At 63.4% G+C, this 26200-nt stretch carries 24 protein-coding genes; 3 read left to right on the forward strand and 21 right to left on the reverse strand.

From position 1 onward, the window contains the following. Positions 1-4: 4 nt before the first annotated feature. The 19 genes from AN478_RS10500 to AN478_RS10580 all read right to left on the reverse strand — a co-directional run bounded on the left by AN478_RS10500 (position 5) and on the right by AN478_RS10580 (position 22400). Positions 5-1045, reverse strand: coding sequence for an EpsG family protein (locus AN478_RS10500; RefSeq protein ID WP_054966564.1), 1041 nt, complete (start codon positions 1043-1045; stop codon positions 5-7). Between the two features lie 140 nt (positions 1046-1185). After that, positions 1186-2271, reverse strand: coding sequence for a glycosyltransferase family 4 protein (locus tag AN478_RS10505; RefSeq protein WP_054966565.1), 1086 nt, complete (start codon positions 2269-2271; stop codon positions 1186-1188). Continuing rightward, complete coding sequence (locus tag AN478_RS10510; RefSeq protein WP_054966566.1) at positions 2264-3514, reverse strand: glycosyltransferase family 4 protein; 1251 nt, start codon at positions 3512-3514, stop codon at positions 2264-2266. The genes AN478_RS10505 and AN478_RS10510 overlap by 8 nt, the downstream gene beginning before the upstream one ends. Then, positions 3511-4641, reverse strand: a complete 1131-nt coding sequence (locus AN478_RS10515; protein ID WP_231627392.1) for a glycosyltransferase — start codon at positions 4639-4641, stop codon at positions 3511-3513. The genes AN478_RS10510 and AN478_RS10515 overlap by 4 nt, the downstream gene beginning before the upstream one ends. Before the next feature lie 30 nt (positions 4642-4671). Further along, a complete protein-coding gene (locus AN478_RS13630; protein ID WP_074471260.1) occupies positions 4672-5733 on the reverse strand; it encodes a glycosyltransferase in 1062 nt (353 codons plus the stop codon). Positions 5734-5789: 56 nt separating this feature from the next. Further along, on the reverse strand, positions 5790-6737 hold the full coding sequence (locus tag AN478_RS13635; protein WP_231627393.1) for a glycosyltransferase family 2 protein: 948 nt from the start codon (positions 6735-6737) through the stop codon (positions 5790-5792). A 23-nt stretch (positions 6738-6760) separates the two neighbouring features. Then, positions 6761-7513: a class I SAM-dependent methyltransferase gene (locus tag AN478_RS13640; protein ID WP_082433032.1), complete on the reverse strand. Its 753-nt coding sequence runs from the start codon at positions 7511-7513 to the stop codon at positions 6761-6763. Between the two features lie 376 nt (positions 7514-7889). Beyond that, the gene (locus AN478_RS13645; protein ID WP_074471257.1) at positions 7890-9332 is read right to left on the reverse strand and encodes a flippase; all 1443 of its coding nucleotides are present in this window, start codon (positions 9330-9332) and stop codon (positions 7890-7892) included. 416 nt (positions 9333-9748) lie between these two features. Next, positions 9749-10291 carry a dTDP-4-dehydrorhamnose 3,5-epimerase gene (gene rfbC / locus AN478_RS10530; protein ID WP_054966569.1) on the reverse strand — a complete coding sequence of 181 codons (543 nt, stop codon included), beginning with the start codon at positions 10289-10291 and terminating at the stop codon, positions 9749-9751. A 3-nt stretch (positions 10292-10294) separates the two neighbouring features. Continuing rightward, complete coding sequence (rfbA, locus tag AN478_RS10535; protein WP_054966570.1) at positions 10295-11176, reverse strand: glucose-1-phosphate thymidylyltransferase RfbA; 882 nt, start codon at positions 11174-11176, stop codon at positions 10295-10297. A gap of 7 nt (positions 11177-11183) precedes the next feature. Continuing rightward, positions 11184-12095, reverse strand: coding sequence for a dTDP-4-dehydrorhamnose reductase (gene rfbD / locus AN478_RS10540; RefSeq protein ID WP_054966571.1), 912 nt, complete (start codon positions 12093-12095; stop codon positions 11184-11186). After that, positions 12092-13168, reverse strand: coding sequence for a dTDP-glucose 4,6-dehydratase (rfbB, locus tag AN478_RS10545; protein ID WP_054966572.1), 1077 nt, complete (start codon positions 13166-13168; stop codon positions 12092-12094). Before rfbB ends, rfbD begins: the two co-directional genes overlap by 4 nt. Beyond that, positions 13165-14193, reverse strand: a complete 1029-nt coding sequence (locus AN478_RS10550) for an NAD-dependent epimerase (RefSeq protein ID WP_054966573.1) — start codon at positions 14191-14193, stop codon at positions 13165-13167. Before AN478_RS10550 ends, rfbB begins: the two co-directional genes overlap by 4 nt. Positions 14194-14211: 18 nt before the next feature. Continuing rightward, a complete protein-coding gene (gene tviB / locus AN478_RS10555; RefSeq protein WP_054966574.1) occupies positions 14212-15513 on the reverse strand; it encodes a Vi polysaccharide biosynthesis UDP-N-acetylglucosamine C-6 dehydrogenase TviB in 1302 nt (433 codons plus the stop codon). A gap of 11 nt (positions 15514-15524) precedes the next feature. Then, the gene (locus AN478_RS10560; RefSeq protein ID WP_082433033.1) at positions 15525-17729 is read right to left on the reverse strand and encodes a polysaccharide biosynthesis tyrosine autokinase; all 2205 of its coding nucleotides are present in this window, start codon (positions 17727-17729) and stop codon (positions 15525-15527) included. Then, positions 17722-18933 carry a polysaccharide biosynthesis/export family protein gene (locus tag AN478_RS10565; RefSeq protein ID WP_054966576.1) on the reverse strand — a complete coding sequence of 404 codons (1212 nt, stop codon included), beginning with the start codon at positions 18931-18933 and terminating at the stop codon, positions 17722-17724. Before AN478_RS10565 ends, AN478_RS10560 begins: the two co-directional genes overlap by 8 nt. Positions 18934-18962: 29 nt before the next feature. Beyond that, a complete protein-coding gene (locus AN478_RS10570) occupies positions 18963-19412 on the reverse strand; it encodes a low molecular weight protein-tyrosine-phosphatase (protein WP_054966577.1) in 450 nt (149 codons plus the stop codon). 7 nt (positions 19413-19419) lie between these two features. Then, a complete protein-coding gene (locus tag AN478_RS10575) occupies positions 19420-20889 on the reverse strand; it encodes a capsule assembly Wzi family protein (RefSeq protein WP_054966578.1) in 1470 nt (489 codons plus the stop codon). A 299-nt stretch (positions 20890-21188) separates the two neighbouring features. Then, positions 21189-22400, reverse strand: a complete 1212-nt coding sequence (locus tag AN478_RS10580; RefSeq protein WP_054966579.1) for an argininosuccinate synthase — start codon at positions 22398-22400, stop codon at positions 21189-21191. Between the two features lie 153 nt (positions 22401-22553). On the opposite strand from AN478_RS10580, the gene msrB reads away from it, so the two are divergent. The 3 genes from msrB (at position 22554) to mrtJ (ending at position 23920) form a co-directional block, all read left to right on the forward strand. Next, complete coding sequence (msrB, locus tag AN478_RS10585; RefSeq protein WP_054966580.1) at positions 22554-22952, forward strand: peptide-methionine (R)-S-oxide reductase MsrB; 399 nt, start codon at positions 22554-22556, stop codon at positions 22950-22952. Positions 22953-23048: 96 nt separating this feature from the next. Beyond that, positions 23049-23363 (forward strand): BolA family protein, encoded by a 315-nt coding sequence (locus AN478_RS10590; RefSeq protein WP_054966581.1) that lies wholly within the window; start codon positions 23049-23051, stop codon positions 23361-23363. A 101-nt stretch (positions 23364-23464) separates the two neighbouring features. Then, positions 23465-23920, forward strand: coding sequence for a JDVT-CTERM system glutamic-type intramembrane protease MrtJ (gene mrtJ / locus AN478_RS10595; protein WP_054966582.1), 456 nt, complete (start codon positions 23465-23467; stop codon positions 23918-23920). A gap of 81 nt (positions 23921-24001) precedes the next feature. Here mrtJ and argF read toward each other — a convergent pair whose 3' ends face one another. Further along, the gene (gene argF, locus AN478_RS10600; RefSeq protein ID WP_054966583.1) at positions 24002-24904 is read right to left on the reverse strand and encodes an ornithine carbamoyltransferase; all 903 of its coding nucleotides are present in this window, start codon (positions 24902-24904) and stop codon (positions 24002-24004) included. Beyond that, complete coding sequence (locus tag AN478_RS10605; RefSeq protein WP_054966584.1) at positions 24901-26067, reverse strand: aspartate aminotransferase family protein; 1167 nt, start codon at positions 26065-26067, stop codon at positions 24901-24903. The genes argF and AN478_RS10605 overlap by 4 nt, the downstream gene beginning before the upstream one ends. Positions 26068-26200: the final 133 nt, after the last annotated feature.

Genomic DNA, 26200 nt, shown 5'->3' on the forward strand with positions numbered 1-26200 from the left:
GGCCTTAGTGAAAGAGGGCGAACTGGTAGGGAAGCCAATAAGGGGCATGGGTGGCCATGTTCAGCCAAACCCACTGGACGAGTGCGTAATAGCCCACAACCCCTAGAATTATAAAGCCCCGCTCATCCAACTCGTTCCTTATCAGGTGCAGGCGAGAGAAGACGAACATCTGCAGGGGAATGAAATACAGCGCAACCCGATCCACCGCCGTGGAGGCGAACGGCACCAGCGGCAGACTGGCCAACGCGAGCACCGACATCCACCACCAAAGCCGCCTCTCTGAATACCCCAGGGCCAGATACCGGTGGAACATCAGGAACAATGCCGCAGGGACAGCGTTCATGGCCACCCGGATCAGACCGCCCTTGGACTCGTAGCCGCTTTCGACATAGTTGGCCCAAAGGGCCTGACTGGAATCCCAGACCAACAAACCGGCGGCTACTGCAGCGGTCACCCCCACCCAGAAGAAATTCCACAACCGGCGCCGGCTTGCCGCCAGGGCCGCGATGGGCAGGAGGAGGACGGCGGATTTGTGGAACAGGGCGCCCAAGACCACCCAGGCCACGAAGCCCCGGACCTGGCCATTGTTCAGCGCGGCCAGTCCCAGCAGGGCCAGGCCGAGGGCCACGGACTGGCGGGTGTAGCCCATGGACACCACGACGATCAGATACGGCACCGCCACCAGCAGGGCCAGCCAGGGCAGGGGCTGCTGGCGGGCGAAGGTGACCACCCCCATCATCACCAGGGCCCCACAGACCAGGTTCACCCAGTAGATGTCCCCACCCAGCTGGGCCACGAGCCAGTTAACAAAGTAGTACCCGGGATCCCCATGGGCCAGGGCCCCGAATATCCCCATTTCGTAAACCAGCCGCAAATGCAGCAGATAGCTCCCCCAGTCCCCGCCCACCTGGTGCCGCAGGCCGATAATGAGAGCAAACAGGGTCGCCACCCCGAACCAGGCCAGGTTCAAGGCCCGGGGATCGAGACGAATCGGCCCCAGAGTGCCGAGGAAAGGGATCAGAAAGAGCAGCCAGTAGGGCCACATATCAGGCAATACATCCTCTTGGTTTTCCCGAGTGTGGCTGCCCAACAGGCCCGACGGCCAGCGCCATTCAGGCCTCATCGCGGATCCGCATCTCCGTGCCGGATGGGCCTTGCGTTTACCCTACAGACACCAAAGATGCTTTACGGAGAGTCAGAACACTGCTCCCAGAGGAGCCTTGCAAAACGGGGGGCGGTAACCTCCAAGCTGTACTCCCCCTCCACCTTGCTGCGACCCGCTTTACCAAATTCCTGGCGCCGCTCGGGCTCCCCTTTCAGCCGGTTTAGAGCGGCCACCCAGGCCTCCTCGTCCCCCGCCAGATAGCCATTGATCCCGTCTTCTACGATATCGGCATTTACACCGACCGGGGAGGCAACCACAGGCAGCCCACAAGCCATGTACTGGATCAGTTTGAACCCGCATTTGCCACGTTCCCACGGGGTATCCGGCAGCGGCATGATGCCGACGTCCATCGCCCGCAGCTGCTCGGCCTCCTCGCCTTCCCGCCAGGGGATCACCTCGTGGGGCACACCAGGCAAGTCCACCTTTCCGGAACCGATGAGCCGGACACGGGCCTGCCCATCGGCGCAGACCCTGGCCAGGGCCGGGGCAATCTTTTCCAAGTACTGCGCGGTGGTCGGCGAACCGATCCAGCCGATGGTGAAGACTGCGTTCCCCCCAGGTCCGGCGGGTGCCGGATACCGATCGAGGTCCACCACCGTCGGCAGGACCTCCACCCGAGGCGCACCCGCCCGCCGCGCGTAACCGGCCAGATATTCGTTGCCCGCCGTCACCAGGGCCGCACCCCGCATTACCCGGGCAATCTTGCGGCCCAGGAGCCACCGCACCCACGGCCGGGGGTGGCGATCGTATTGATGGAAAAGGGCGTCGTCGTAATCAACTACATAAGGGACACCGGCCCAACCCAGCAGCCGTTCGAGAAGCGCCGGGCTATACGGGAGCAATTCCTTCTCGATGACGACCAGATCGAAACGGCGAGATCCAAGTATCGCCCGCAGCCGACCCCCGAAGGCGCCCACCACATCCCTCCAACGGGCCCGGCCGCTGCTGTACTTGTGGGCAAGATAGGAATCGTCAAACAGCGGGGAGACGGTACAGCGGAAACCCGCCGCCTCCAAATAGGGCAGAAATTGAAAGGTCCGGTAGCGGCTGCTTGCCCCCTTTCGGGCGTATTTGGTTAGGAAGAGAACCTTCGGCCCTTCAGCCATCAAGAACCGGCCTTTCCGCCACCCCAGCCAAATCTTCCCCGCCGGGAAGCGAAGTAAAGGCGGCTAAGTACGACGCTACGCTGGCCTCTAGGGAAAAACTGGCCTCGCCCGCGTGACGGCAACGGTCACGAAAGACCTCTCGGTGGGGGAGAACCATATCCACGAACCAATCAGCCGCTTCGTCCAGCTCCCTCGAGCTCATGTCTTCCAGAAGATAGCGGACGTCTCCCGATAAAGTATCCGTATCCCCGATGCCGGAAGTGGCCACCACCGGGAGCCCGCACAATAGATATTCCCCTACCTTGATGGGCGCCACCGCCTGCATGGAAAACTTGGGCGAACGCAGGGCCAGCCCCAAGTCAGCCGCAGCGAGGTAGCCTGGGACCTGATCTGGGGGCAGGGACAGGGTAGTTACCGCTTCTTTAAGATGCGGGAAGGAGGAAAGGGCGGGAGGAACGGCCTCTGGCGAGCCCGTCAAAAGAAGCAGCCGAGCGTCGGGCCGCCGCGAGAGCACGCGCTCGAAAAGGCCCAACATCTCAGGAACACAATACTGCTCCCCCATCGAGCCCGCGTACGCCAAAAGAGGAGCATTCCGCGGAAGCCCCAGATTCTCCCGGACCGATTCCCTATAACTTTCTTCCTGGGGATTGAATGGGTCCCCGTCCCGGCCGTTGCCCACCACATAAAAACGTTCCGGTGCGGTGCCCGCTCCAGCGCGTGCATGCAGGATTTGCCCCCCCCGAGACGACCGGGTAAGAACCACATCGGCCCGACGGGAAGCCTGCGCCTCAATATCGCGCAGAAAGCGATAAACAAGACCGGATGGCGATCGCCCGTCAAAGTCCACCCGCTCATCTATGGGCAGGCCATCCGCGTCAAAGACCATCGGCAGGCTACGGCCACGCAAGGCAAGCAACGTCGACAGGGCCGGCAAGGTACTGCGGGGCATGACGACATCGATCCCCCACTCACGAATGGTGCGCCTAATCGCCCTAGGCCCGTACAAAGCCGTTAGCAGAGAGCCGGCGGATACAGGCCTTCGCCAGACCCGCACAGACCGGTACGGAATGCTGGATGATTCGCAGGCTGTCCGCGCACGTGAAATTTTCTGTTTATTCCCCCAGGTAAACTGGAGCACGTGGAACACAAAACCTTCGTCCGCCAATCGACGAAAGATAGGCAGGAAGAGACCCTCCAGGTAAGAAACCTGTGGTCCGTCCCAAGTCACGAATAAAATCTTCATCCCAACCCGCGTTCAGCCATCAGCCGCGTGTAGAGATGGTCCACGTCATAGACATAACGCTCCTCACTAAAATGTTCTTTGGCCCGGATGCCCCCCCGACTACCCATCGCACGAGCAGTCTCCGGATCGTCGAGCAGGTGAACAAGCGAGGCTGCGAGTTCCTGCGGACTGTATGGGTCAATCAATAAAGCTGTCTCGCCTTCATCCACCACCCGGGGAATACCGCCCGCACGTGTAGCCACAATGGGGAGCCCGGAAAACATCGCCTCCACCAATACCATTCCAAAAGCTTCACGGGCCGATGCCAAGGCAAAAATATCCATCATTTGATAATAAGGTTGGGTATCGGCCTGATACCCAACAAAAATCACCCTATCTGCGATCTCAAGTTCAACGGCCAAATCACGCAAGATGTCCTCGTCCGGCCCCGTACCCACAACAAGCAACTTGACGTTTGGCACACACTGGGTGACTAGGGGGAGGGCGCGAATGAGGTCACTCACCCGCTTGTGCCCGTCAAACAGCCGGCCTACTGTCCCGATAATGGAATCCTCAGGCCCAATTCCCAGTTCTTCCCGTACCCGCGCAACAACCTCCGGCTTCGCCGGCTGTTTCTTGGGCACACCATTGGCAATCATGCTGACCTTGCTCTCGGGCAACCTGATATCTTGCCGGAGGTAGGATTCCACCGCGGGAGAAACCGCCACCATTTGATCAGTGAATGCAGTTATAATCCGGTATAGCAGGCTGCCCTTCCAGCTCCGGTTCTGTGGGTCGCTGGTTTCTTCACCGATTATAACCGGCACCCGCCCCAACCGGCCGGCCACAGCCGCCAATGCAACGCCCTCGTAAACAGCACCATGGATGATGTCAGGTCGAAACCCCCTGACTATCCTGAAGGCTTCTCGATACGGTCGACGATCAAAAATTCCTCTAAACTTGCCTACCTCGGTTATGGAACAACCCGCTTGCTCGAACTGGTCGGGCAACCCCCCGATAGCCTTCGTGCAAACCAAGCGCTGTTCATAGCGGTCGGGGTCAAGCCTTTTAGCCAGGGATAAGCGCGTTTGCTCGACACCTCCGGAACCGACAGTTTCCAGGCAATGCAGTACACGTATCTTCTTCACGATAAGGTTCGTTTTTTCAACAGGAAAGAATCACTTGTTCGCAAGCAGGGTACGGTAAAGAGAATCAAGTTGCTTGACGTAAATGCTTGGCGCAAACCGCCCCTCCACCGCCAATCGACCGGCTACACCGATGGAGGAAAGGTAACTTCGCTGCTGCCAAATCTCCATGAGCGCTTCCGCCAGGGGCCCTGCATCCGAGTCGTCAATCAACCACCCTGTCTCCCCATGGGTTATGATTTCGGGGGCTCCGCCGACGGCGGTGGCCAACACCGGGACTCCGCAGGCCATGGCCTCCACCAGGGCGATCCCGAACCCCTCCGACAAGGACGGCTGAACATATAGGTGGCACTGGCATACATATTCCACGGGGTCTTCACGGTACCCCCACAGACACACGCTCCCGGTCAGGCCACGCTGCTCAATACGATGCTCAACCTCTTCACGCTGACTACCATCCCCGATTATCCACAGCTCAGCAACTACACCCCACTCCATAACCCTTGCAACCGCATCGACAAGCGCCAACGGGTTTTTCACTGGCTCAAGGCGCCCCACAAAACCAATACGGAAAACCTGTTCGGGATCGTAAACCTGGGATTTAGTAGTAGGCAGCCGGACTGGGTTATAAATGCGGATCGCCTTGTGCGGCGGAACCTCACCGCTCTGAATCTGCCAATCCCTGACTGCATTAGAAACACCGATGACACGGTGTGCGAGGGAATAGATCAAGCGAAACACCCATTTTGCCCGACCACCATGGGTAGGAATGCCAATTTCCTCACCAATGCGCACCCGCACCCGGGCAAGCCAAGCAGCAATCAGTCCATGAAAGTTCGCCTCGGCACCATGGGTATGCACGACTTCCGGCCTCAAACGTCGGAAAAGTCGATAGAGCGCAAGAACCGCTCCTAAACTGGGAATCCTCTCTGGCTTTTCTAGGCAACAAACCGGGCTGCCTCTGGCCTCGAGTCTGTCAGAAACAAACCCACCCTGCCCAATGGCACAGAAGCAATGCACATGCTCGGAGCCCTCTACCTCATCAGCAAGAAGTTCGATATGTTTTTCGACACCACCGAAATCGAGCGATGTCAAGACATGTAAAACGCATCTCTGCCCCAAACAATTTTTTGATCCCGATGGAAGGTCTCTCATGGCCTAATAAGGTCCTTGAGGGCGCTTTTCCATCCCGACATATATCGATACCCACCAGAAACCCAGAATGCATACAAAGGAAAACAACGCCGCCAGCGAGGCAAAGAAACTATTGTAATCCTATGATCCAAGGATTCCCGTTTCTCTTTCATCCTATCCAAGGCCTCATCCAGCGTTTTATCCCAAAAAAATTCAACGAAATCCTTCCGGCGGCCATTCAAATGCTCTTGGTATGGCTCCAAATCTCTGATTTCTTTTTTCCAGCCTTCACGGGCATCATTCAGGCCGTACATCTTTAATAAAGTAAATTGCGAAAGCTTTTTGCATTTATTAGTTTCAGCTTCGGAGGCATTTCTGCCATGCCTGCGATATAACTGCAAAGGGTCTTCATGTATAAACCGGGTACCAAGAGCCTCCGCTAAATTATTGATCCAAATATCATGTGATTTGATGTATTCTGGAATTGGTAAGGCAAGTTTTACCCACTCTTTTCGAAAGGCCGTACAGCAACCCCAAACAAACCAGGAATCCTTATATCCCAGAGCCCTTGTGTTGCCTAACGTAGTAACACCGCTATTACTTAGCCGTTCGTCGGCAATAAACTGATCGTTAATTACTACCATTTTTTCCGGGTTGCCTAAAAAATCCTGTATTACTTTGAAAATCTTTTCCTTGAACCATACATCATCTTGATCACTTAAAAATATTATGTCGCCTGAACATAATGTCATGGTTTTTTCGAAATTTTTCTTATAGCCGATATTGACTTCATTTTCCACGATCCGCACCTCGAAGGTCGCCTTACGCGCGAACCGGTGCAGTATTCCTTTCGTGCCATCCGTCGAGCCATCATCACACACAACTAACTCATCTGGCTGACGAGTCTGCGCGACGAAACTGTCAAGCTGTTCCTGCAGATAGTCGGCGCCGTTGTAGGTCGCCATTGCAATGGAAATCCTCATATCTGCTAGGACCTTTTTGCCGGACTGCATGACGCACGGGCCACCACCGTCACGAATTCCAGATGATCAGGGTTTAACAGCCCACGCATTGAGGCGACACGAGCCGCTATGTCCGGAAAAAGTTTTGGCTCTGGGTACGGGTATCCACCCTGGCACAAATGTTTACTTACAGAATGTATATGTCCGGCAACTTCAGTACGCTTAATATAACGAATTTCATCGAAACCAGTACGACGAAGCAACTCGGTTAGGGAGGGACGGGTGAAGAGCACCAAATGACGCGGTGGTTCAAGGCCACGCCAATGTCGACCGAAGCGTTGGTGTCCGAGACTATTTAGGTTTGGGGTGTCGATGTACAGGTGGGCCCCGGGCTTCATGGCCTGTCTCAACTGACGTAGGGTTTCGGACGGATCATGGAGGTGTTCAATCACATGGCTTAGAGTCACTGCATCGAAGAAATGGTTGTAATCGCGAACCGCCTCTACCGAACCTCCCTGGACATTGAGCCCGATCCCCCTAGCCTGCTCGGCTGCTTTTGCATCCGGTTCTATGCCGTAGGGTTCCCAACCCGCTTTTTGGGCCCAGCGCAGGAATGTTCCATTGCCACAACCCACGTCGAGCACCCGGGAACCCTCGCTTGCTCTTGGTAGATAGCGAAAACGAAGATCCAACCTCCGTTTCAAGGAGGGGAGCAGTGGGGCAATGGATGCGCCGGCGCGGATTACGGGTATTAGGGCGGTGCCATAACGCCAATTCATATACCCATTTGCGAACGCCCGCCGCAGCCGCCTTACGGTCCCCAAACCCCCGCCTGTATCTGCGATTTCGGGTGCCGAGTGCGTAAAATATGAATCGTACGCGATTCCAATTGTTTCAGGTGTAGGCCTGGGATCTAGGTATCCGGAACCACAGTTGGTGCACCGGTACAAGTTCCACTGGCCGGGCGCGCAAAAGAATATCCGGTCTTCCAAGCCATCATGAAGCAAGCTTCTAGATCCGCTGCCGCAGACTGGACATGCGTCAACAACCTCCAACCCCTCCTCCGTCCATGATTCCGTCCGGGCGGTTGCCCTTTTCTCTGCTGGGTTCACTGCGGACTCCCTGTGGTACTCCGCTTTGAATCGCGGGTTGAGCTCAGGTATACGAGAGGCGAAATGGAATCATGGCCCGCAACGAGGGAGGGGCCCCACGCCATGCGGAAACTACAGATGCACTTAACGCGGCTCCCCCCACCAGCCAGCGCAACGGTTCGGAAACCGGAAAAACAACCCCAACTACAGCTGCTGAACCCAGTGTAAGCGCCGGCAGTGCCAAACGCGCTAACTCGACCCGATGGTCACTTAAGTAAAAGAGAATGATAGCGTCGATTGTCACGCGCAGGCTCCAGACGACCGCGGCGCCGACAATCCCCCACCACTGTAGGGCAAATATTAGTCCGGCAAGGTAGGGTATCAATTCGAACAGGTGAGCCTTCGCCGGCAAGTCAGGGCGCCCGCGACTTTGCAATAAAGTAATTGGAATGCGAGCGAGCGCATTTGCCCAAAGCCCGATAGCGAGAATATGCCCTATGTTAGCCGATTCCGTGGCAAACTTGGTATTAATCCACCACATTATGAAGGGCTCCGTAATAATAATACCTGCCACCACCACGGGCGTCATTACCGAGAGCACAACCATGACTGCTTGCCTGGTAAGCTTCTCGCGTTCTGCAACGTTGTCTGCCGCCGCAAAGCGGGGGAATAATGATGTCATGAGGCTTTGAGGCAACATTTCCCCCCGCTGTACCAGATTGTATGGCACAGTGTACCAAGTAACCGCCTTTGGTCCGGCAATCGCGCCAATGAAGAATCGATCGAACGTCACCATCAGTGGCCCGACGATCGCGGTGACGGAAATCCACCCCCCGTACCTGAACAAGGGTTTTACTAGGGCGCGAACTGGTCGCGGAGGGAAAGTAAGGGGTACATGCCTGGCACATCGTTCCGATAACGCGGCCAATGTAACCACACGGCCGACTAGAGCAGCGGGAACCAGCCAACGAAGGTCCGGGGCCACGTACCACGCTGCCAGCAACGGAAGCAGCTGAAATAGGATGGTTCCCGAGACATTGATGGAATTCAAGGCAAGAAAGCATTCACGTCCTTGCAGAGCGCCGGAGAGTACTCCGGTCAAAGTCGCCACCGGGACCGCCGCGGCGATCCACGGTACAACGGCCATTGCCTCCTCCTTGAGATCGGCAGACAAATCGAAGTACGTCCCGAAGAAAAGATAGGCCAGTGGTAATACAACCAGCGCCCCGACCACCCCCATCCCGCAATTAAGTACTAGGGCTGTCCAGAAGGTCTCTGTCCGGCGCTCCGGCGGAGCCTCGGAAAGCTGGGCGATTCTTTGGGCGGTAGCCCGGCCTAAGCCGAGGTCGAACAGCCCGAAATAGCCCAGTAAAAGCCATACAATTGCCAGTATTCCGTACCGAGCCTCCCCAATTAGACCGAGGTAGAGCGGGACTGTAACCAAAGTCACAACCGCCGGGACACCCGCTCCAGCGAGGTTATACAGGGTGTTACGGCGTATGCTCATGAAAAGTGACCACGGGTTTGGAATTGCTTTCAATACTGCGAGTTATTGAGATGCGAAACGCCAGAAATGCTTTACTTCTCCGAGAGTGAGCACCTTCATCTTCCCTTCGCCCTTGATACTCTCATTGACTTCACGTAGTACGTCGCTGTCCTACGGATCGCTCGTTCTATCGACTAATTCGCGAGCACTCGACGTTCTTCCTTTCGGCTAGCCTCTGTGCGCCTCTTCAGAATTCGCTCTTCTAGCCTTTGCACAGATACTGCCCATAACTCATCTTGGCCAAGAGGTGGCCCAAGCATCCCACGCCTTCTTCATCGATGAAGCCCATGCGACTGGCGAGGTCGATTCCGGTGAAGGTCGCCATAAGCTGCCTGATTACCCCTAAGATCGGTGGCAGGTAGGGTGGGCTGGAAAGCTCAGCCAAAGAGCTCGGCTTTTTCCAGTATGCTGGCTTCCTGATCCTTACCGGAAACCAACGGATCGCCCTCCAGCGGCCATTCGATAGACAGAGTAGGATCATCCCACCGGATGCTGCGCTCGTGCTCCGGGGCGTAGTAGTCGGTGCACTTGTACTGGAACTCCGCCACCCCGCTGGTTACATAGAAGCCATGGGCGAATCCCGGCGGCACCCAGAGCATGCGCTTGTTCTCGGCGGAGAGGTGGTCTCCTACCCATTGGCCAAAGGTGGGCGAGGACTTTCGGATATCCACGGCCACGTCGAAGACCTCTCCCACCGTTACCCGGACCAGCTTCCCCTGGGGCTGCCGGATCTGGTAGTGCAGGCCACGGAGGGTGCCCTGTACCGAGCGGCTGTGGTTGTCCTGGACGAAATCGTAGTCGATGCCAGCCTCAGCGAACTTCTGGCGCTGCCAGGTCTCCATGAAAAAGCCGCGCTCGTCGCCGAATACGTCGGGGTCGATCCGCAAGACGTCCGGTATCTCTGTGGGGGTGATTTGCATCGTTCAAAAGATCCGTTCTTCGAGGATGTTCAACAGGTACTCGCCGTACCCGTTCTTGGCTAGCGGCGCGGCGAGCTCGCGGACTTGGTCGGCGTCGATGAACCCCATGCGGTAGGCCGTCTCCTCCGGGGAGGCAACCTTGAGGCCCTGGCGCTTCTCCATGGTCTCGATGAAGGTTGCTGCCTCGATCAGAGATTCGTGGGTGCCGGTGTCCAGCCAGGCCATGCCCCGGCCCATGACCTCCACCCTTAGCTGCCCGCGCTCCAGGTAGGCCCGGTTCACGTCGGTGATCTCCAGCTCACCCCGTTCCGAGGGCTGGATTTCCCTGGCGATCTCCGTGACCTGCTCGTCGTAGAAATACAGCCCTGTAACGGCATAACGGGACTGTGGGTGGGCGGGCTTCTCCTCCAGGCGGGTGGCTTGGCCGTTTTCGTCGAAGCCCACCACACCATAGCGCTCAGGGTCGTTGACCGGGTAGGCGAGTACCGTGGCGCCCTCTTCACGTCCCGAGGCCGACTTCAGCAGCCCACGAAGGTCGTGGCCGTGGAAGATGTTATCCCCCAACACCAGGGCACAGGGATGACCATCGATGAAATCCTCGCCGATCCGGAATGCCTCGGCCAAGCCATTGGGCTCCGGCTGCACGGCATAGCTCAGCTCCAGTCCCCACTGGCTGCCATCACAGAGAAGCCTTTTGAACAGGGGCGTGTCCTCCGGCGTGGAGATGACCAGGATCTCCCGGATTCCCGCCATCATCAGGGTGCACAGGGGGTAGTAGATCATGGGCTTGTCGAATACCGGCAGCAGCTGCTTCGACACCGCGTGGGTGATCGGGTACAACCGGGTTCCGCTGCCGCCAGCGAGGATGATGCCCTTGCGTTTCATACCAGCCCTATTGCCCTGATTCCCGGTTACCAAGCTCCTTGAGCGCCCGTTCCACCCCAACGCGCCAGTCGGGCCGGGCGATGCCGAAGGTCCGTTCCAGCCGCTCGCAGTCGAGTCGGCAGTTCTTCGGGCGCTGGGCGGCAGTGGGGAAGCCTTCGGTGCTGATCGGGGCAATGGCGTCGTTGCTCACCTTGATCGGCCATCCCATTTCCCGGGCTTGCTCGATAAGGTAGCAGGCGTAGTCGTGCCAGGTGGTCTCCCCGGCAGCCGTGCAGTGGTAGATCCCGGATTTTCCGGAATCTCCCAGGGCGGTGGGGAGCACTTGGGCGGTGATGTCCGCAACCAGCTCGGCAGGGGTGGGGGCCCCGTACTGGTCATCGATGACCTGTAAGGCCTCCCGGGAGCAGGCAAGCCGGAGCATGGTCCGTAGGAAATTCTTCCCCCGCGGGGCATAGACCCAGCTGGTGCGCAAGATCAGGTGCTTGCAACCACTGGCCTGGATGGCCCGGTCGCCTTCCCGCTTTGCCCGTCCGTAGGCGTTCAGAGGCTCGGGCGCATCGCCTTCCCGCCAGGGCCGGTCCCCGGAGCCGTCGTAGACGTACTCGGTGGAATAGTGCACCAGCCAGGCTCCACATTCCCTGGCCTCGCGGGCCAGCACGCCCGGGGCCTCGCCGTTAACGGCCATCACCGTTTCGGGCTCACTTTCCGCGTCGTCCACCGCCGTATAGGCAGCGGCGTTGACCACCACGTCCGGGCTGACGGCCTGGATGGTTTCCGCCAGAGCCTCCGGTCGCGTGAAGTCCCCGCAAAGGCCTTCACTGCCTTCCTCGTCCAACGATACAAGCTGGCCAATAGGGGCAAGCGCCCGCTCGAGCTCCCAGCCGATTTGCCCAGTGCGGCCAAACAAGAGGATTTTCATTTTTCCATGACTCGATGCCGGTAGTTGGTTTCCATCCAGGCCCGATACTCGCCTGTGCGAACCCGGTCCAACCATTGTTGGTTATCCAGGTACCATTGCACGGTTTTCTCCAGGCCGGACTCGAAGGACTCTTTGGGGGCCCAGCCAAGCTCCCTAGCGATCCGGGAATCATCTATTGCATAGCGCCGGTCGTGGCCGGGACGGTCGGGGACGAACTCGATCAGGCGCTCGTAGGCATAATCGGGATGAGGACATAGCCTGTTCAGGATCTGGCAGACGGTCTGGACCACCTTCAGATTGGCCCGCTCGCAGCGCCCCCCGATGTTGTAGGTTCGACCTACTCGCCCATTCTCCAGAACCAACCGTAGCGCCCTGGCATGGTCCTCCACGTAGAGCCAATCCCGGATGTTCTCCCCGTTGCCGTATACGGGCAGGGACCGTCCCTCCACTGCGTTGAGGATCATTAGCGGAATGAGCTTCTCGGGGAACTGGTAGGGCCCGTAATTGTTGGAGCAGTTGGTGATAAGGATAGGCAGCCCGTAGGTCTGGTGCCAGGCGCGCACCAGATGGTCGCTGGCGGCCTTGCTGGCCGAGTAAGGGGAGCTGGGGGCGTACGGGGTCTGCTCGCTAAAAGGAGGCTCATCCGGGCCGAGGTCGCCGTAGACCTCGTCGGTAGAGACGTGGTGGAACCGGAAGCGGTCCCTGGCCGCGCCTTCAAAACCCTCCCAGTGGGCCCGGGCGGCCTCCAGCAGGTTCTGGGTACCGGTGACGTTGGTCTCCACAAACGCGGCCGGGCCTTCGATGGAGCGGTCCACATGGGACTCGGCGGCCAGGTGCATGACCGCATCCGGCCGATGGTCACGGAACAGCCGCTCCACGGCGGCCCGGTCGCGGATGTCCACCTGCTCGAAGCGGTGGCGGGGATGGTCCCGGGCCGGTCCGAGGGATTCCAGGTTGCCGGCGTAGGTCAGTGCGTCGGCGTTGATAACCGTGGCCTCGGTCTCGTCGATGAGCTGGCGGACCACCGCCGAGCCGATGAAGCCAGCGCCGCCGGTAACAAGGATCCGCTTCATTGGGCCACCTTCCCCGCCGTTTCCCCGTAGTACCCCAGATACCACTCCACGAACCGCGCCACCCCCTCTTCCACGGGGGTAGTTGGCTCGTACCCCACATCCGCCTTGAGGTCGGCGACATCGGCGTAGGTGTCGGGGACGTCGCCGGGCTGCAGGGGCAGGAGGTTCTTCCCCGCCTCCCGGCCCAGGTTTTCCTCCAGCACCTCGATGTAGCGCATGAGTTCCACGGGGCGATGGGCGCCGATGTTGTAGACGCGGTAAGGCGCGGCGCTGGTGCCCGGATCCGGGTCGGCGCCGCTCCATTCCGGGTTGGGCTCGGCCGGGTTGTCCAGGGTGCGGATCACGCCCTCGACGATGTCGTCGATGTAGGTGAAGTCCCGACGGTGGTTGCCGTAGTTGAAGACCTCGATGGGCTCCCCGGCCAGGATCTTCTTGGTGAACAGGAACAGCGCCATGTCCGGCCGGCCCCAGGGGCCGTAGACGGTGAAGAAGCGCAGACCGGTGGTGGGCAGGCCGTAGAGGTGGCTGTAGGTGTGGGCCATCAGCTCGTTGGCCTTCTTGCTGGCCGCGTACAGGGACAGCGGATGGTCCACGTTGTCGTGGATGGAGAAGGGCATCTCCGTGTTGGCGCCGTAGACGGACGAGGAGCTGGCGAACACCAGGTGCTCCACGCCGTTGTGGCGGCAGCCTTCCAGGACGTTGGTGAATCCGACCAGATTGGTGTCCACGTAGGCGTGGGGGTTCTCCAGGGAGTAGCGCACTCCGGCCTGGGCGGCCAGGTTCACCGCCCGCTGGGGCTGGTGCTGCCGGAACACCCGCGCCATGGCCTCGCGGTCCTCCAGGCTGACGCGCTCCTCGGTGAAGCCGGCGTAGTCCTGGATGCGCCGCAGGCGGTCTTCCTTGAGGGTGGGGTCGTAGTAGTCGTTGACGTTGTCCACACCCACCACTTCGTCGCCGCGCTCGAGCAGGCGCAGGGCGAGGGCGTTGCCGATAAAACCAGCGGTTCCGGTGACCAGAATCTTCAAACTATGCCCCTTGGGAAATTACAGACGGAGGTCCGAGGCCTCGCGGGGGAAGGCGGATTTCACGTCGAACAGGACGGCTTCCGGCATGCCCAGCTCGCGGACGCCTTCCGGGCCCATCTCCAGGAATTCCTGGTGAGGAACGGCTAGGATCAGGGCGTCGTACTGCCCCCTCCCGGGCGGCTCGGCCAGGGGGGTCAGGCCGTACTCTTCCTCAGCCTCCCGGGTATCAACCCAGGGGTCCCATACGTCCACCTTGGCGTGGTAGTCGGCCAGGTTGTCGACGATGTCCACCACCCGGGTGTTGCGCAGGTCCGGGCAGTTCTCCTTGAAGGTCAGGCCCATGACCAGGATGCGCGAACCCACCACGGGGAAGCCCCGCTTGATCATGCACTTGATGGTGGCGTCGGCGATGTAGGGGCCCATGCCGTCGTTGATGCGCCGCCCGGCGAGGATCATCTCCGGGTGGTGGCCGATCTCTTGGGCCTTGTGCGTTAGGTAGTAGGGGTCCACGCCGATGCAGTGGCCGCCCACCAGGCCCGGGCGGAACGGCAGGAAGTTCCATTTGGTGCCGGCGGCGGCCAGGACTTCCTCCGTATCAATACCGAGGCGGTTGAACAACAGGGCCAGCTCGTTCACCAGGGCGATGTTCACGTCGCGCTGGGTGTTTTCGATGACCTTGGCGGCCTCGGCCACCTGGATGGAGGAGGCCTGGTGGGTGCCGGCGGTGACCACCCGGCCATACAGCTCGTCCACGAACTCCGCCGTCTTGGGGGTGGAGCCGGCGGTGACCTTGGGGATGGAGGTGAGCCGGTGGTTCTTGTCGCCCGGATTGATGCGCTCCGGGCTGTAGCCCACGAAGAAGTCCCGATTGAAGGCAAGCCCCGAGGCTTCCTCCAGCACGGGGACGCACACCTCCTCCGTGGCCCCCGGGTAGACCGTGGACTCAAAGACCACCACGTCGCCGGCCTGGAGGTGGCGGCCCACCGTCTCGCTGGCCTTGCGCAGGGGACCCAGGTCCGGGTTCTTGTGGGCGTCCACCGGGGTCGGGACGGTGACGATATGGACGTTGCAGGCGTCCAGGGCCGCCTCGTCGGCGGAGAAGGTAAGGCTCTCGGCGGCCGCCAGGTCCTCGGAAGGCACCTCCCGTGTCCGGTCGTGGCCCGCTTGCAGCTCCTCGATGCGCTCGGGGCTGACGTCGAAGCCCACGGTTCGATACAGGCGGCCGAGCGCCGCGGCCAGGGGCAGGCCCACGTAGCCCAGCCCGATCACGCCGATCACTGGCTGCTGCGGTTTTTCGAACAGGTCTTCTGAATGGGCCATTTCTTGCCGGCTTACTCGTATTTGTAGTTGTAGTAGCGGTAGCCGCCGTAGGCGCCGTACTTGCCGTAGCCTTCCTGGGGCCGCAGGTCGTTGTAGACCAGGCCGCTGATGCTGACGCCGTGCTGGCTGGCGCGCCTCTCCGCGGCCTCCACTTCCGCCAGGTTGGTAACCCCGCCGCGCACCACCATGAACATGGCCCCACCCTGGGCGCCCACCAGGGTGGCGTCGGTTACCGGGATCAGCGGCGCGGTATCCACGAGAACCAGGTCATATTCCTGCTGGGCCCGGGCCAGGAAATCGATGAAGCCCTGGCTGATGAGTAGCTCGGTGGGGTTCGGCGGCAGGGTCCCGGAGGACACGACCGTCAGGTTGTCCGTAAGGGGGGTCTTGATCTGGTCCTCGGTGGCCTCGCCGGCGAGGAAATCCGTCAGGCCGGGGCTGCGCTCCCGGTCCAGGTAGTAGTGCAGGTGCCCCTTGCGGAGGTCGGCGTCGATCACCAGGACCTTCTGTCCGGTTTCCGCCACCAGGCTGGCGAGGTTAATGGTGATGAAGGTCTTGCCGGAGGAGGGAATGGGGCTGGTAATGGTCACCACCTTCCGGTCCGACTCCAGCAGGGCGAAGGCCAGGCTGGTGCGCAGGCTGCGCAGGGCCTCCACGGTGGGGTCCGTGGGGTCCTTTACCGCCAGAATGGGCAGGAACTTCTTGCCGCGCTTGAGGCGCTTGGCGGCGCGCTCCTGGTCACGGTTGTGCGGCACCACGGCGAAAATCGGCAGGCCCAGCTTCTGGGACAGGGAGTCGGGGTCCTGGATGCCCGTGCGCAGGGCCTTGCGCAGGAAGACCAGGGCGCTACCGCCTATAAGGCCCACCACCCCCGCGGCCAGGAATATCAAGGGTCGATTGGGCCCGGAGGGCCGCTCGGGTAGTATCGCCTCGTCCACGATGCGCACGTTGCCGATGGTGCCCGCCTTGGAGAGGCGCAGCTCCTGGGACTTGTTGAGCAGGCTGGTGTAGAGCTCCTGCTGGACCTCCACGTCCCGCTTCAGGCGCAGCAGCTCCTGCTGGGTGTCCGGCAGCCCTTGGATCCGGCTCTGCAGCTGTTCCTTGTTCTGCTCCAGCTCCCGGCGCTTGCGCTCCATGGACTGCATGGTGGGGTGCTGCTCCCCGAGCTTCTGGCCTACCTCGGCGCGCTCCATCTCCAGCTCGGAGATGCGGTTTTCCACTTCCACCACGCGGTCGAGGATGGTCTGGGTCTCGGCCGTGATGTCCACGGCGCTGTTTTCCTGGCGGAAGGTATTCAGCTTGTTCTCGGCGGTGCGGAGCTTCTCCTTGAGCCGGGGGAGCTGCTCCTGCAGGAAGTTGAGGCTCTCCTCCGCCTCGGCGGAGCGGCGCTCCACATTCTGCTGCTGGTAAAAGCGGGCTACGGAGTCGAGGATCTGACCGATGCGCTCCGGGTCCTCGCCCTCCATGGAGAGCTGGAGGATGCCCGTGTCCTGGCCCTTCTCCTGGACCTGCAAGCGGTCCTGGAGGCCGGATACGGCGGCCAGCCAGCTCCGCTGCCGAATGGTGAAGGTGGTCCCGGGCCGGGCCTTGAGGCGGGAAACGAAGAGGTCGATCCGGGGAGACTCGGACTGGGCGGGCTGGCCCACACGGCCCTCCAGGAGGACCCTGTCCGGTCCCTGGCGTAAGCGGTAGCGGCCTTCTTCCCCTGCAACAAGGGTAAGGTCGCGGCCCTTGAGGGCGTCGTCCACCTCCAGGCGCTTGACCTCGATCTCTTCCCCGCCCCAGGCGTAACTGTCCAGGCCGAACCAGGGCTCGGCCAATCCATTCTGTGGGTTCGCCTCTCTGGCCAGGTACCCGCCGACATAGGGGAAATGATTGGGCTCGGCCAGGATGTCCAGATCCAGGTCCTCCACGGCCTTGGATAGGACGTTTCGCGACTTGAGGATCTGGATCTGAGTGGCCGTCGGGCCCCGGTCATTGACCATCATGCCCTGCGGGGAGTCGGAGAGCAGGCTCTGTACGCCACCGTCCTCGGTCTCCACCTGGATCATGGCGTTGGACTTGTAGACCGGCGCCGGCAGCTGGGCCATGACCAGCCCGACCGCCAGGGCGAGCGCCGTTACCCCAACGATCAGCCACTTGCCCTCCAGAAGGGTGGCCACCACCTGCTGGAGATCGAACTCGTCATCCCTGGGCGGGGTCGGGGCATTACTCAATATCGAAACCCTCGGACAGGATGCGCAGCTGGTAGGCCGCCCGCACGGTGGGCAGGATCTGGCCGATCAGGCGGTTCCAGCGCACCAGGCCGGAGGTGGCCACGTAGACCACGTCCCGGGGCTGCAGTTGGAACTGGTCGGCAAGCACCATGGAGGCAGCCGCCCGGGCATCGAGATGGAACACCTTGGGCTTGATCCGCGGCGCCCCCCCTTCCTCGGTCTCCTGGGGCACGCCGCGAATGACGTAGAGCCCGTAGGCGTAGGCGGCTTCGGAATCGAAGCCCTTCGCCTGGGCGACGGCCTCTGCCAGGGTCATCTCGCCCTGGTGCATGAGCACGGAGGACTGCTCGTTGAATTCGCCCAGGACGAAGACCTTGTTGTCGCTGTTGTCGGGCACGTACAGGACGTCGCCGTCGCGCAGGAGGCGGTTGCCTTCCCCGGTGGAGTACAGCTCGAGCAGGTCGATGCGGTGCTGTTGGCCGTCCCGTGTCAGGATGGCGGTGCGCTGGTCGGCGCCGTAGCTCTGGCTACCGCCACCTCCGCCGGAACCGCCGCCTCCCTGGCCGGCGGTCTGCATGCCGCCCGCCTGGTTGATGGCGTCCATTACCGTCAGGGGGACGTTGGTGATGGGCTGGATGCCCGGCTCGTTGACCTTGCCCGTGACGTAGACCTTCTTGCTGCGGAAGGCCACCACCCGCACGCCCACCTGCGGCGATTCGATGTAGGGCGCGAGGCCCTCGGCGATGGTCTCGCGGATCTCGCCGGTGGTGCGCCCGGCGACGCGCACCTCGCCGACGAACGGGAAGAAGATGGTGCCATCCTTGCTGACCTGCTGGCCCATCTGCTCGATGTCCTGGAACTGCCCCATGGGGTTGGACAGCTCCGGGTGGTTCCAGACCACGATGTTCAGGACGTCGTCCGGCCCCACCCGGTATTGGTACTCCTCCATCCGCTCCTGGAAGGTGCGCTCCCCGTCATCGCCTTCCTGGACCTGCTTGCGCCGCATCTCCAGCAGGGTTTCGGGGTTGATGGGGATGATCTCGGGGGGCGCCCCGCCCTCCCCTTCCGGACCGCCCTCGCCGTACCATTGGCTCTCGTCCTGGGCAACGCTCTGGATGCCCGTGGTGTACGCGCAGCCGCTGATCAGGAGCGGCATGAGGGCCAGGGCCAGGCGGGCAATGGGTGTTCGGGTCGTCTGGGTCACGGTTGGCCTGGGTTCATGGGCAATGGGTTTTAACCGGCTTCGGCGGGCAGCAAGCCTTTGGCCTGCCAGTCCCCGAGGCAGGCCTCGATCTCCGCCAGGGCATGCTCGAAGTCCTCGCGGGTGCCCCGGTAGGGGTCCGGGATGTCCGCTTCCCGCCAGCGTCCCAGCCGGTGGACCCGCCCGCGCACCACCGGAAACTGGGCGTTCAGCCAGTCCACCTGCTCCTGCTCCATGGCCAGGAGCAGGTCGAACTGCTGGGCCAGCTCCAGGTCGATCTGGCGGGCCTGGTGGCCACCGAGGTCCAGGCCGCGCTCGGCCATCAGGGCCACGGCAACCGGGTCCGCTTCCCGATCCTGCAGGGCCCCCACCCCGGCCGATTCCACCCGCAGGCGGTCGCCGGCGTGCGCCCGTAGCAGGGCCTCGGCCATGGGGCTGCGGCAGATGTTGCCGGTGCAGACGATCAGGACGCTGCCGAACATGGCTCCCTCATCCGGACCAGCGCCAGCGGAAGAATACGGTACGGTCCGTGTCCGCGGAATCCTGGTGCGGGTCTACGCGGTGGACCTCCACGCCCGCCTTGAAGGCGCCATATCCGGTGGGCACCTCCCCGGAGAGGGAGCCGCCGTAGAGATCGGCGCCTTCCGGGAAGAGCGGATTGCCGCCGGCGCCGTCCCGGTTGATCTTGCCCCATCGCAGGACGGTGTGCCAAGTCATGCCGCTGGACAGCGCGAACACGCCGCCCAGGCTCGTCAGGGTGGTATCGTTGTCCGCGGAATGCCCCAGGCTGCGGCCCCGGTAGCGGTAGCCGTCCTGGTAGACGTGGTGCTCGTAGCCGGTGTTGAACAGCACGTTGTTCGGTTGGTCGCTGTCGTACAGGGAGGTCTCCACGGCCTCGGCGTATAGCCGGAAGGTCCCGGAGAGCACCGGCATGGCCCCCCAGGTCTCCAGGCCCGCCTGGGCCATCCATTTGGTGGGCAGGCCGCCCGCCTCGTCCTCGCCGATGGCCTGGCCGTAGAGGGCCACGGGAAAGCCGGCGTAGGGCGAGGCCAGCCGGAAGTCGAACCCGGCGAGCTGGTTGCCCGGCTCGTTGTCGGCGTCCACCCCCTCGCTGCCGGGGTTGTCCTGGCCCGCCAGGGCGCGGCCGAAGGTCTCCAGGTCCTCCGGCCGGCCTTTGCCGCCCCACTGGATGGTGCGGGAGAGGCCGATCTCCAGCACGGGGGCCGGCTGGAAGGCCAGGCGCATGCCCACCAGGTTGGCCCGGGGCACGCTGCGATCGCTCTCCAGCCGACCCATGAACACGGACAGGTCCCAGGGCCCCAGCCAGCGCAGCACCGGCAGGTCGAAGGGGTCCGTGTAGTTGCGCTCGATGGCTACGCCCGGCACGGGCCGGGCGTTATTGGACAGGATCAGGCTGCCGCTCCAGCCCGGCCCCCACCAGCGCGGGATGGCCCCGGCCGTCAGGGTCCAGTTGCCCACCACGGCACCGAGGTAGCTGCCGTCCAGGCGGTAGTCCTTGTCGTCCGGGGCGTCGCGCACCGCCTGGGCCTGGAGGCGGGCGGCGAAGCGGTCGCCCATCCACTCCACCCTGGCCTCGAGCTCCCCGCGGCCGCGGGGCGTGTCCTCGAAGGTGCGCAGGAGGATGGGGTCCTCCAGGACCGCGAGGCTGACCCGGGCATCGCCCATGCCGGTCCGCGCTTCCCTGCGCAGCCGGTCGGCGAGCGTGTTGTGCAGGTCGTAGGCGGAGATCCCCTGCGGGGCGGACCGCCCGGCGAAGTCCTTGGCCACGTCGGGCAGCGACATGGGCCAGGTGGTGGTCAGCGCATCCGTGCGGCCGGTGTCCTTGAGGTACTGGACCTGATGCCGGAACCGGATGTCCCCGGGATAGGCGAACGGCCCTGCCTGCGCCAGTCCCGGAAGCGCCCCTCCGAGGAGAACCGCACCCAGGCAGACCGCCATGCAGATCCTCTGGGGCAAATGCCTTCGCGGCAAGCTACCTACCATAGAGCCGTTTCCGTACCTCGCTACAGGCACCCAATAATACGGTCATCCGCTGCCCGAGAAAACCGTTCCCTGAACCTACGTAGGGCTATCACACAAAACCGGGCACCCGAACGCTATCGGATGCCCGGTTGGGGATCGGATTCGGGGGGATTACAAACGGGGAAGGGTAGAGAGTACGTCCGGATACAAGCAATGGATTGGCGGGGACGCCCCCGAACGCCGCAACCGCGACGCCCGGGAGGGACACCTTGCCTCTATTTCCCCTGCACCGACTGCCCCACCCGCAGCCGCAGGGCGTTGAGCTTGATGAAGCCCTCGGCGTCGGCCTGGTCGTAGACCGTGTCCTCCTCGAAGGTGGCCAGCTCCGGGTTGTACAGGCTCCGGTCGGAGCGCCGGCCCACGGTGGTGACACTGCCCTTGTAGAGCTTGAGCCGCACCGTGCCGGTGACGTCGCGCTGGCTCTCGTCGATGGCGGCCTGCAGCATGCGCCGCTCCGGCGACCACCAGTAGCCGTTGTAGATAAGCTCGGCGTAGCGGGGCATGAGCTCGTCCTTGAGGTGGGCGGCCTCGCGGTCCACGGTGAGGGACTCGATGGCGCGGTGGGCCTCCAGCAGGATGGTGCCGCCCGGGGTCTCGTAGACGCCGCGGGACTTCATGCCCACGTAGCGGTTCTCGACGATGTCCAGGCGGCCGATGCCGTTGTCCATGCCCAGCCGATTGAGCTTGGACAGCAGCTCACCCGGGGCCAGGCGCTCGCCGTCGATGGCCACCGGGTCGCCACCCTCGAAGTCCACCTCGATGTAGGTGGGCCGGTCGGGGGCCTGCTCCGGGGGCACGGACCACAGGAACATGCCCTCCTCGGGCTCCGCCCAGGGGTCCTCCAGGATGCCGCCCTCGTAGGAGATGTGCAGGAGGTTGGCGTCCATGGAGTAGGGCGAGCCGCCGCCCTCCTTCTTGCCCTCGATGGGGATGCCGTGGCTCTCGGCGTAGGCGAGCAGCTTCTCGCGGGAGTCCAGGTCCCATTCCCGCCACGGGGCGATCACCTGGACGCCCGGCTCCAGGCCGTAGTAGCCCAGCTCGAAGCGGACCTGGTCGTTGCCCTTGCCAGTGGCCCCGTGGGCCACCGCGTCGGCGCCGGTCTCCCGGGCGATCTCCACCTGGCGCTTGGCGATCAGGGGCCGGGCGATGGAGGTGCCGAGGAGGTACTTGCCCTCGTAGACGGTGTTGGCCCGGAACATGGGGAAGACGAAGTCGCGGGCGAACTCCTCGCGCAGGTCGTCGATGTAGATCTCCGAGACCCCGAACTGCTTGGCCTTCTCCCGGGCCGGCTCCACCTCCTCGCCCTGGCCGATGTCGGCGGTGAAGGTCACCACCTCGCAGCCGTAGGTATCCTGGAGCCATTTCAGGATAATGGAGGTATCCAGCCCGCCGGAGTAGGCGAGCACGACCTTGTTCACGTCCGCCATCTTCGAGCCCTTCCTTGTTCGCCGTTGGCGGCGGGCAGCGCCGCCGGAGCGCGCAATTTTTCCACTCCCGGGTCCCGGCGTCCAGGGCGGTAAACCCGGGGGGCATTTCGGAATCCAAGGGATGGCAGCCCTCTACCCCATGGGAGACTGACCATGAACGACCCGACCCGCATGACCGAGAAGGACTGGCAGGAGCGGCTCACCCCCGAGCAGTACCGGGTATGCCGCCAGGGCGGCACGGAGCCGCCCTTCAGCGGCGAGCACGTCCACACCAAGGAGCCGGGCACGTATCGCTGCGTGTGCTGCGAGGCGCCCCTGTTCCACTCCGACCACAAGTTCGACTCCGGGACCGGTTGGCCGAGCTTCTGGACCCCGGTGGTGGACGAGAACCTGGTCACGGAATCCGACCACAGCCTGGGCATGGTCCGCACGGAGGCGCGCTGCGCCCGCTGCGACGCCCACCTGGGCCATGTCTTCGAGGACGGCCCGGCGCCCACCGGCCTGCGCTACTGCATCAACTCGGTCTGTTTGACCCTGGAGCCGGAGGAGTAGGCCTTTGGCCGCCGCCGTAAGGCCCGGGCTACAATGGCCCGGGACCGAGGTAGCCGTGAGACGATTGCACTAACCATCTGGAGAGAGCATAGCGCCATGACCATACAGTCGGCCATCGAGGACAAGCTGCGCACCGCCTTCGACCCCGAGCACCTGGAGGTGATCAACGAGAGCTACATGCACAACGTGCCCCCGGGATCCGAATCCCACTTCAAGGTCTACATCGTCTCGGAGGCCTTCGACGGCGAGAAGAAGGTGGCCCGGCAGCGCGCCGTGAACAAGGCGCTCGCCGAGGAGCTGGCGGGCGGGGTCCACGCCCTGTCCATGCACACCATGACCCCCGAGGAGTGGCGGGCCCAGAACCCCGAGGAGCTGGCCTCCCCCAACTGCAAGGGCGGCTTCGGCAAGTAGGACCCACGCCATGACCGTTGCCAAGCCGGGCTACGGCGGCCGGGCCAGCGCCCCGGCCACCGTTGCCTCCGCCCTGCGGTGCGCGGCCCGGTACGGTTGAGATGGGGCCGCCCCCGGTTTTCAGCGGCCGGTCACGCTGGGAGGATCCCCTGCTGGGGCTCGCCCTCGGCGCGGCCTTTCCGGTGTGGGCCTGGCTCGCCTGGTGGTACCGCCCCGAGTCCGCCTTTACCGGAGCCGTGGCGGCCCCCGCCACCTTCCTCTACGTCGCCCTCGCCCTGCCCGTTCTGGAAGAGGTGGCCTTCCGCGGCCTGGTCCAGGAAGGCCTGGGGCGCCTGTGGCGACGGCGGTGGGGACCATTGACGGCCGCCAACCTGGGCCAGGCCGGCCTGTTCGGCCTGCTCCACCTGCCCGGCCATCCCGCGGGCTGGGCCGCCGCCGTGGTGGTGCCCGGCCTGGTGTTCGGCCTGTTCCGCGAGCGTCACGACACCCTGACCACCCCCATCGCCCTCCACGCCTTCTACAACGGCGGCTATTTCCTGCTCTTCCCGCCCGGTTAGGGCCCAGCCCCCTCCCCGGCAAGCAAAACGCCCCGCCCATTGGAATAGGGCGGGGCGTGATTCGGCGATTGGCGAGGCGGGTCAGCCGAGCAGCAGCTCCATAAGCGCCTTCTGGGCGTGGAGGCGGTTCTCCGCCTCCTCCCACACCACGCTCTGCGGCCCCTCCAGCACCTCGGCGGTGACCTCCTCGCCGCGGTGGGCCGGCAGGCAGTGCATGAACAGGGCGTCGGGCTTGGCCTCTTCCATGAGGGCGGCGTCCACTCGGTAGCCGCCGAAGGCCCGCTCCCGCTCGGCCTGCTCCTCTTCCTGCCCCATGCTCGCCCAGACGTCGGTGGTGACGATGTCCGCCCCCGCGGCGGCCTGCTTGGGGTCGCGGAGGACGGTGACCCGGTCGCCGGCGGCGGCCACCAGGTCCGGCTCCGGGTCGAAGCCCTCCGGACTGGCGATCCGCAGCTCGAAGCCCAGCAGGCGGGCGGCGTTGATCCAGGAGTGGGCCATGTTGTTGCCGTCGCCGATCCAGGCCACGGTGCGCCCGGCGATGGAGCCGCGCCGCTCGTACCAGGTGAACAGGTCGGTGAGCACCTGACAGGGATGGAAGCGGTCGGTGAGGCCGTTGATTACCGGCACGTGGCTGGCCGCCGCGAACTCGGCGATCCGCTCGTGCCCGAAGGTGCGGATCATGATGCCGTCCACCATGCGCGACACCACCTCGGCGGTGTCGGCGATGGGCTCGCCCCGGCCGAGCTGGAGGTCGTGCTGGGACAGGAACATCCCGTAGCCGCCGAGCTGGTAGATGCCGGACTCGAAGGAGACCCGCGTGCGGGTGGAGGGCTTCTCGAACAGCAGCCCCATGACCTTGCCGGCGAGGGTGGGATGGCCCTGCCCGGCGCGCCGCTCGGCCTTCAGCTCTGCGGCGCGGGCGAGCAGCGCCTCCAGCTCGGCGGCGCCGAGGTCGTCCAGCCGCAGGAAATGCCGGGGGCTCACAGCAGCTCCCCCAGGAGGTAGTCCAGGCCCTCGGCGATGCGGTCGGCCTGCTCGCGGGTGAGGATCAGCGGCGGCAGCAGGCGGATCACCCGCTCGGCGGTGACGTTCACCAGCAGACCGTGCTCCAGGGCCTTGGGCATGAGCCCGGACAGGTCGGCGTCCACCTCGATGCCGAGCATCAACCCCTTGCCCCGGATCTCGCGCACCTCGGGACGCCGGCCCACGGTCTCCTCCAGGCGGGCCTTGAGGTAGTCGCCGGTCTCCGCCGCGCGCGCCACCAGGCCCTCCTCTTCCATGGCGCGCAGCACGGCCCCCACGGCGGCCATGGCCAGGGGGCTGCCGCCGAAGGTGGTGGCGTGCGTCCCCGGGCCCAGCAGCTCGGCCGCCGACTCGGTGGCCAGCATGGCCCCCACGGGGAAGCCGTTGCCCAGGGCCTTGGCCACGGTCACCACGTCCGGCCGGATGCCGGCGTGCTGGTAGGCGAACCACGCCCCGGTGCGGCCCATGCCGGTCTGCACCTCGTCGAGCATGAGCAGCCAGCCGCGGTCGTCGCACAGGCGCCGGAGGCCGGCCAGGTATTCCGCATCGGGGACGGTCACGCCGCCCTCGCCCTGGATGGGCTCCACCAGCACCGCCACGGTGCTCTCCGAGGCCACGCGCTCGACGGCCTCCAGATCGTTGTAGGGGATGCGCTTGAAGCCCGGCACCAGCGGCTCGAAGCCCGCCTGCACCCGGCGGTTACCGGTGGCGGTGAGGGTGGCCATGGTGCGGCCGTGGAAGCTGCCCTGCATGACCACGATCTCGGGGCGCTCGATCTCCCGGGCGTGCCCCAGGCGCCGCGCCAGCTTGATGGCCGCCTCGTTGGCCTCGGCCCCCGAGTTGGCGAAAAACACCCGGTCCAGCCCGGAGAGACGGCCCAGCTCCGCGCCCACCTCCTCCTGCAGCGGCACGCCGTACAGGTTGGAGGTGTGCACGAGGCGGCCGGCCTGGCTGCACAGCGCCTCGGTTACCGCCGGGTGGGCGTGGCCGAGGTTGCAGACGGCGATCCCGCTCACCGCGTCCAGGTACTCCCGGCCGTCGGTGTCCACGAGGGTCGCCCCGCTGCCGCTGGCGAAGGCCACGGGCAGGCGCTTGTAGGTTTCCATCACATGCGAGCTCGGCATGGGCAGAAGCTCCGGGAAAAATGGGAGAGTCTACCCCGGCGTGCCGGGCTCGCCAACATCCCCGCGGGGATTTTTATGACCCCGCGCCATTGTCGATTTCCGCGCAGCACGTCTATAATCCCCCTTTTCATCG

Source organism: Thiohalorhabdus denitrificans (genome assembly GCF_001399755.1).
Taxonomy (GTDB): Bacteria; Pseudomonadota; Gammaproteobacteria; order Thiohalorhabdales; family Thiohalorhabdaceae; genus Thiohalorhabdus; species Thiohalorhabdus denitrificans.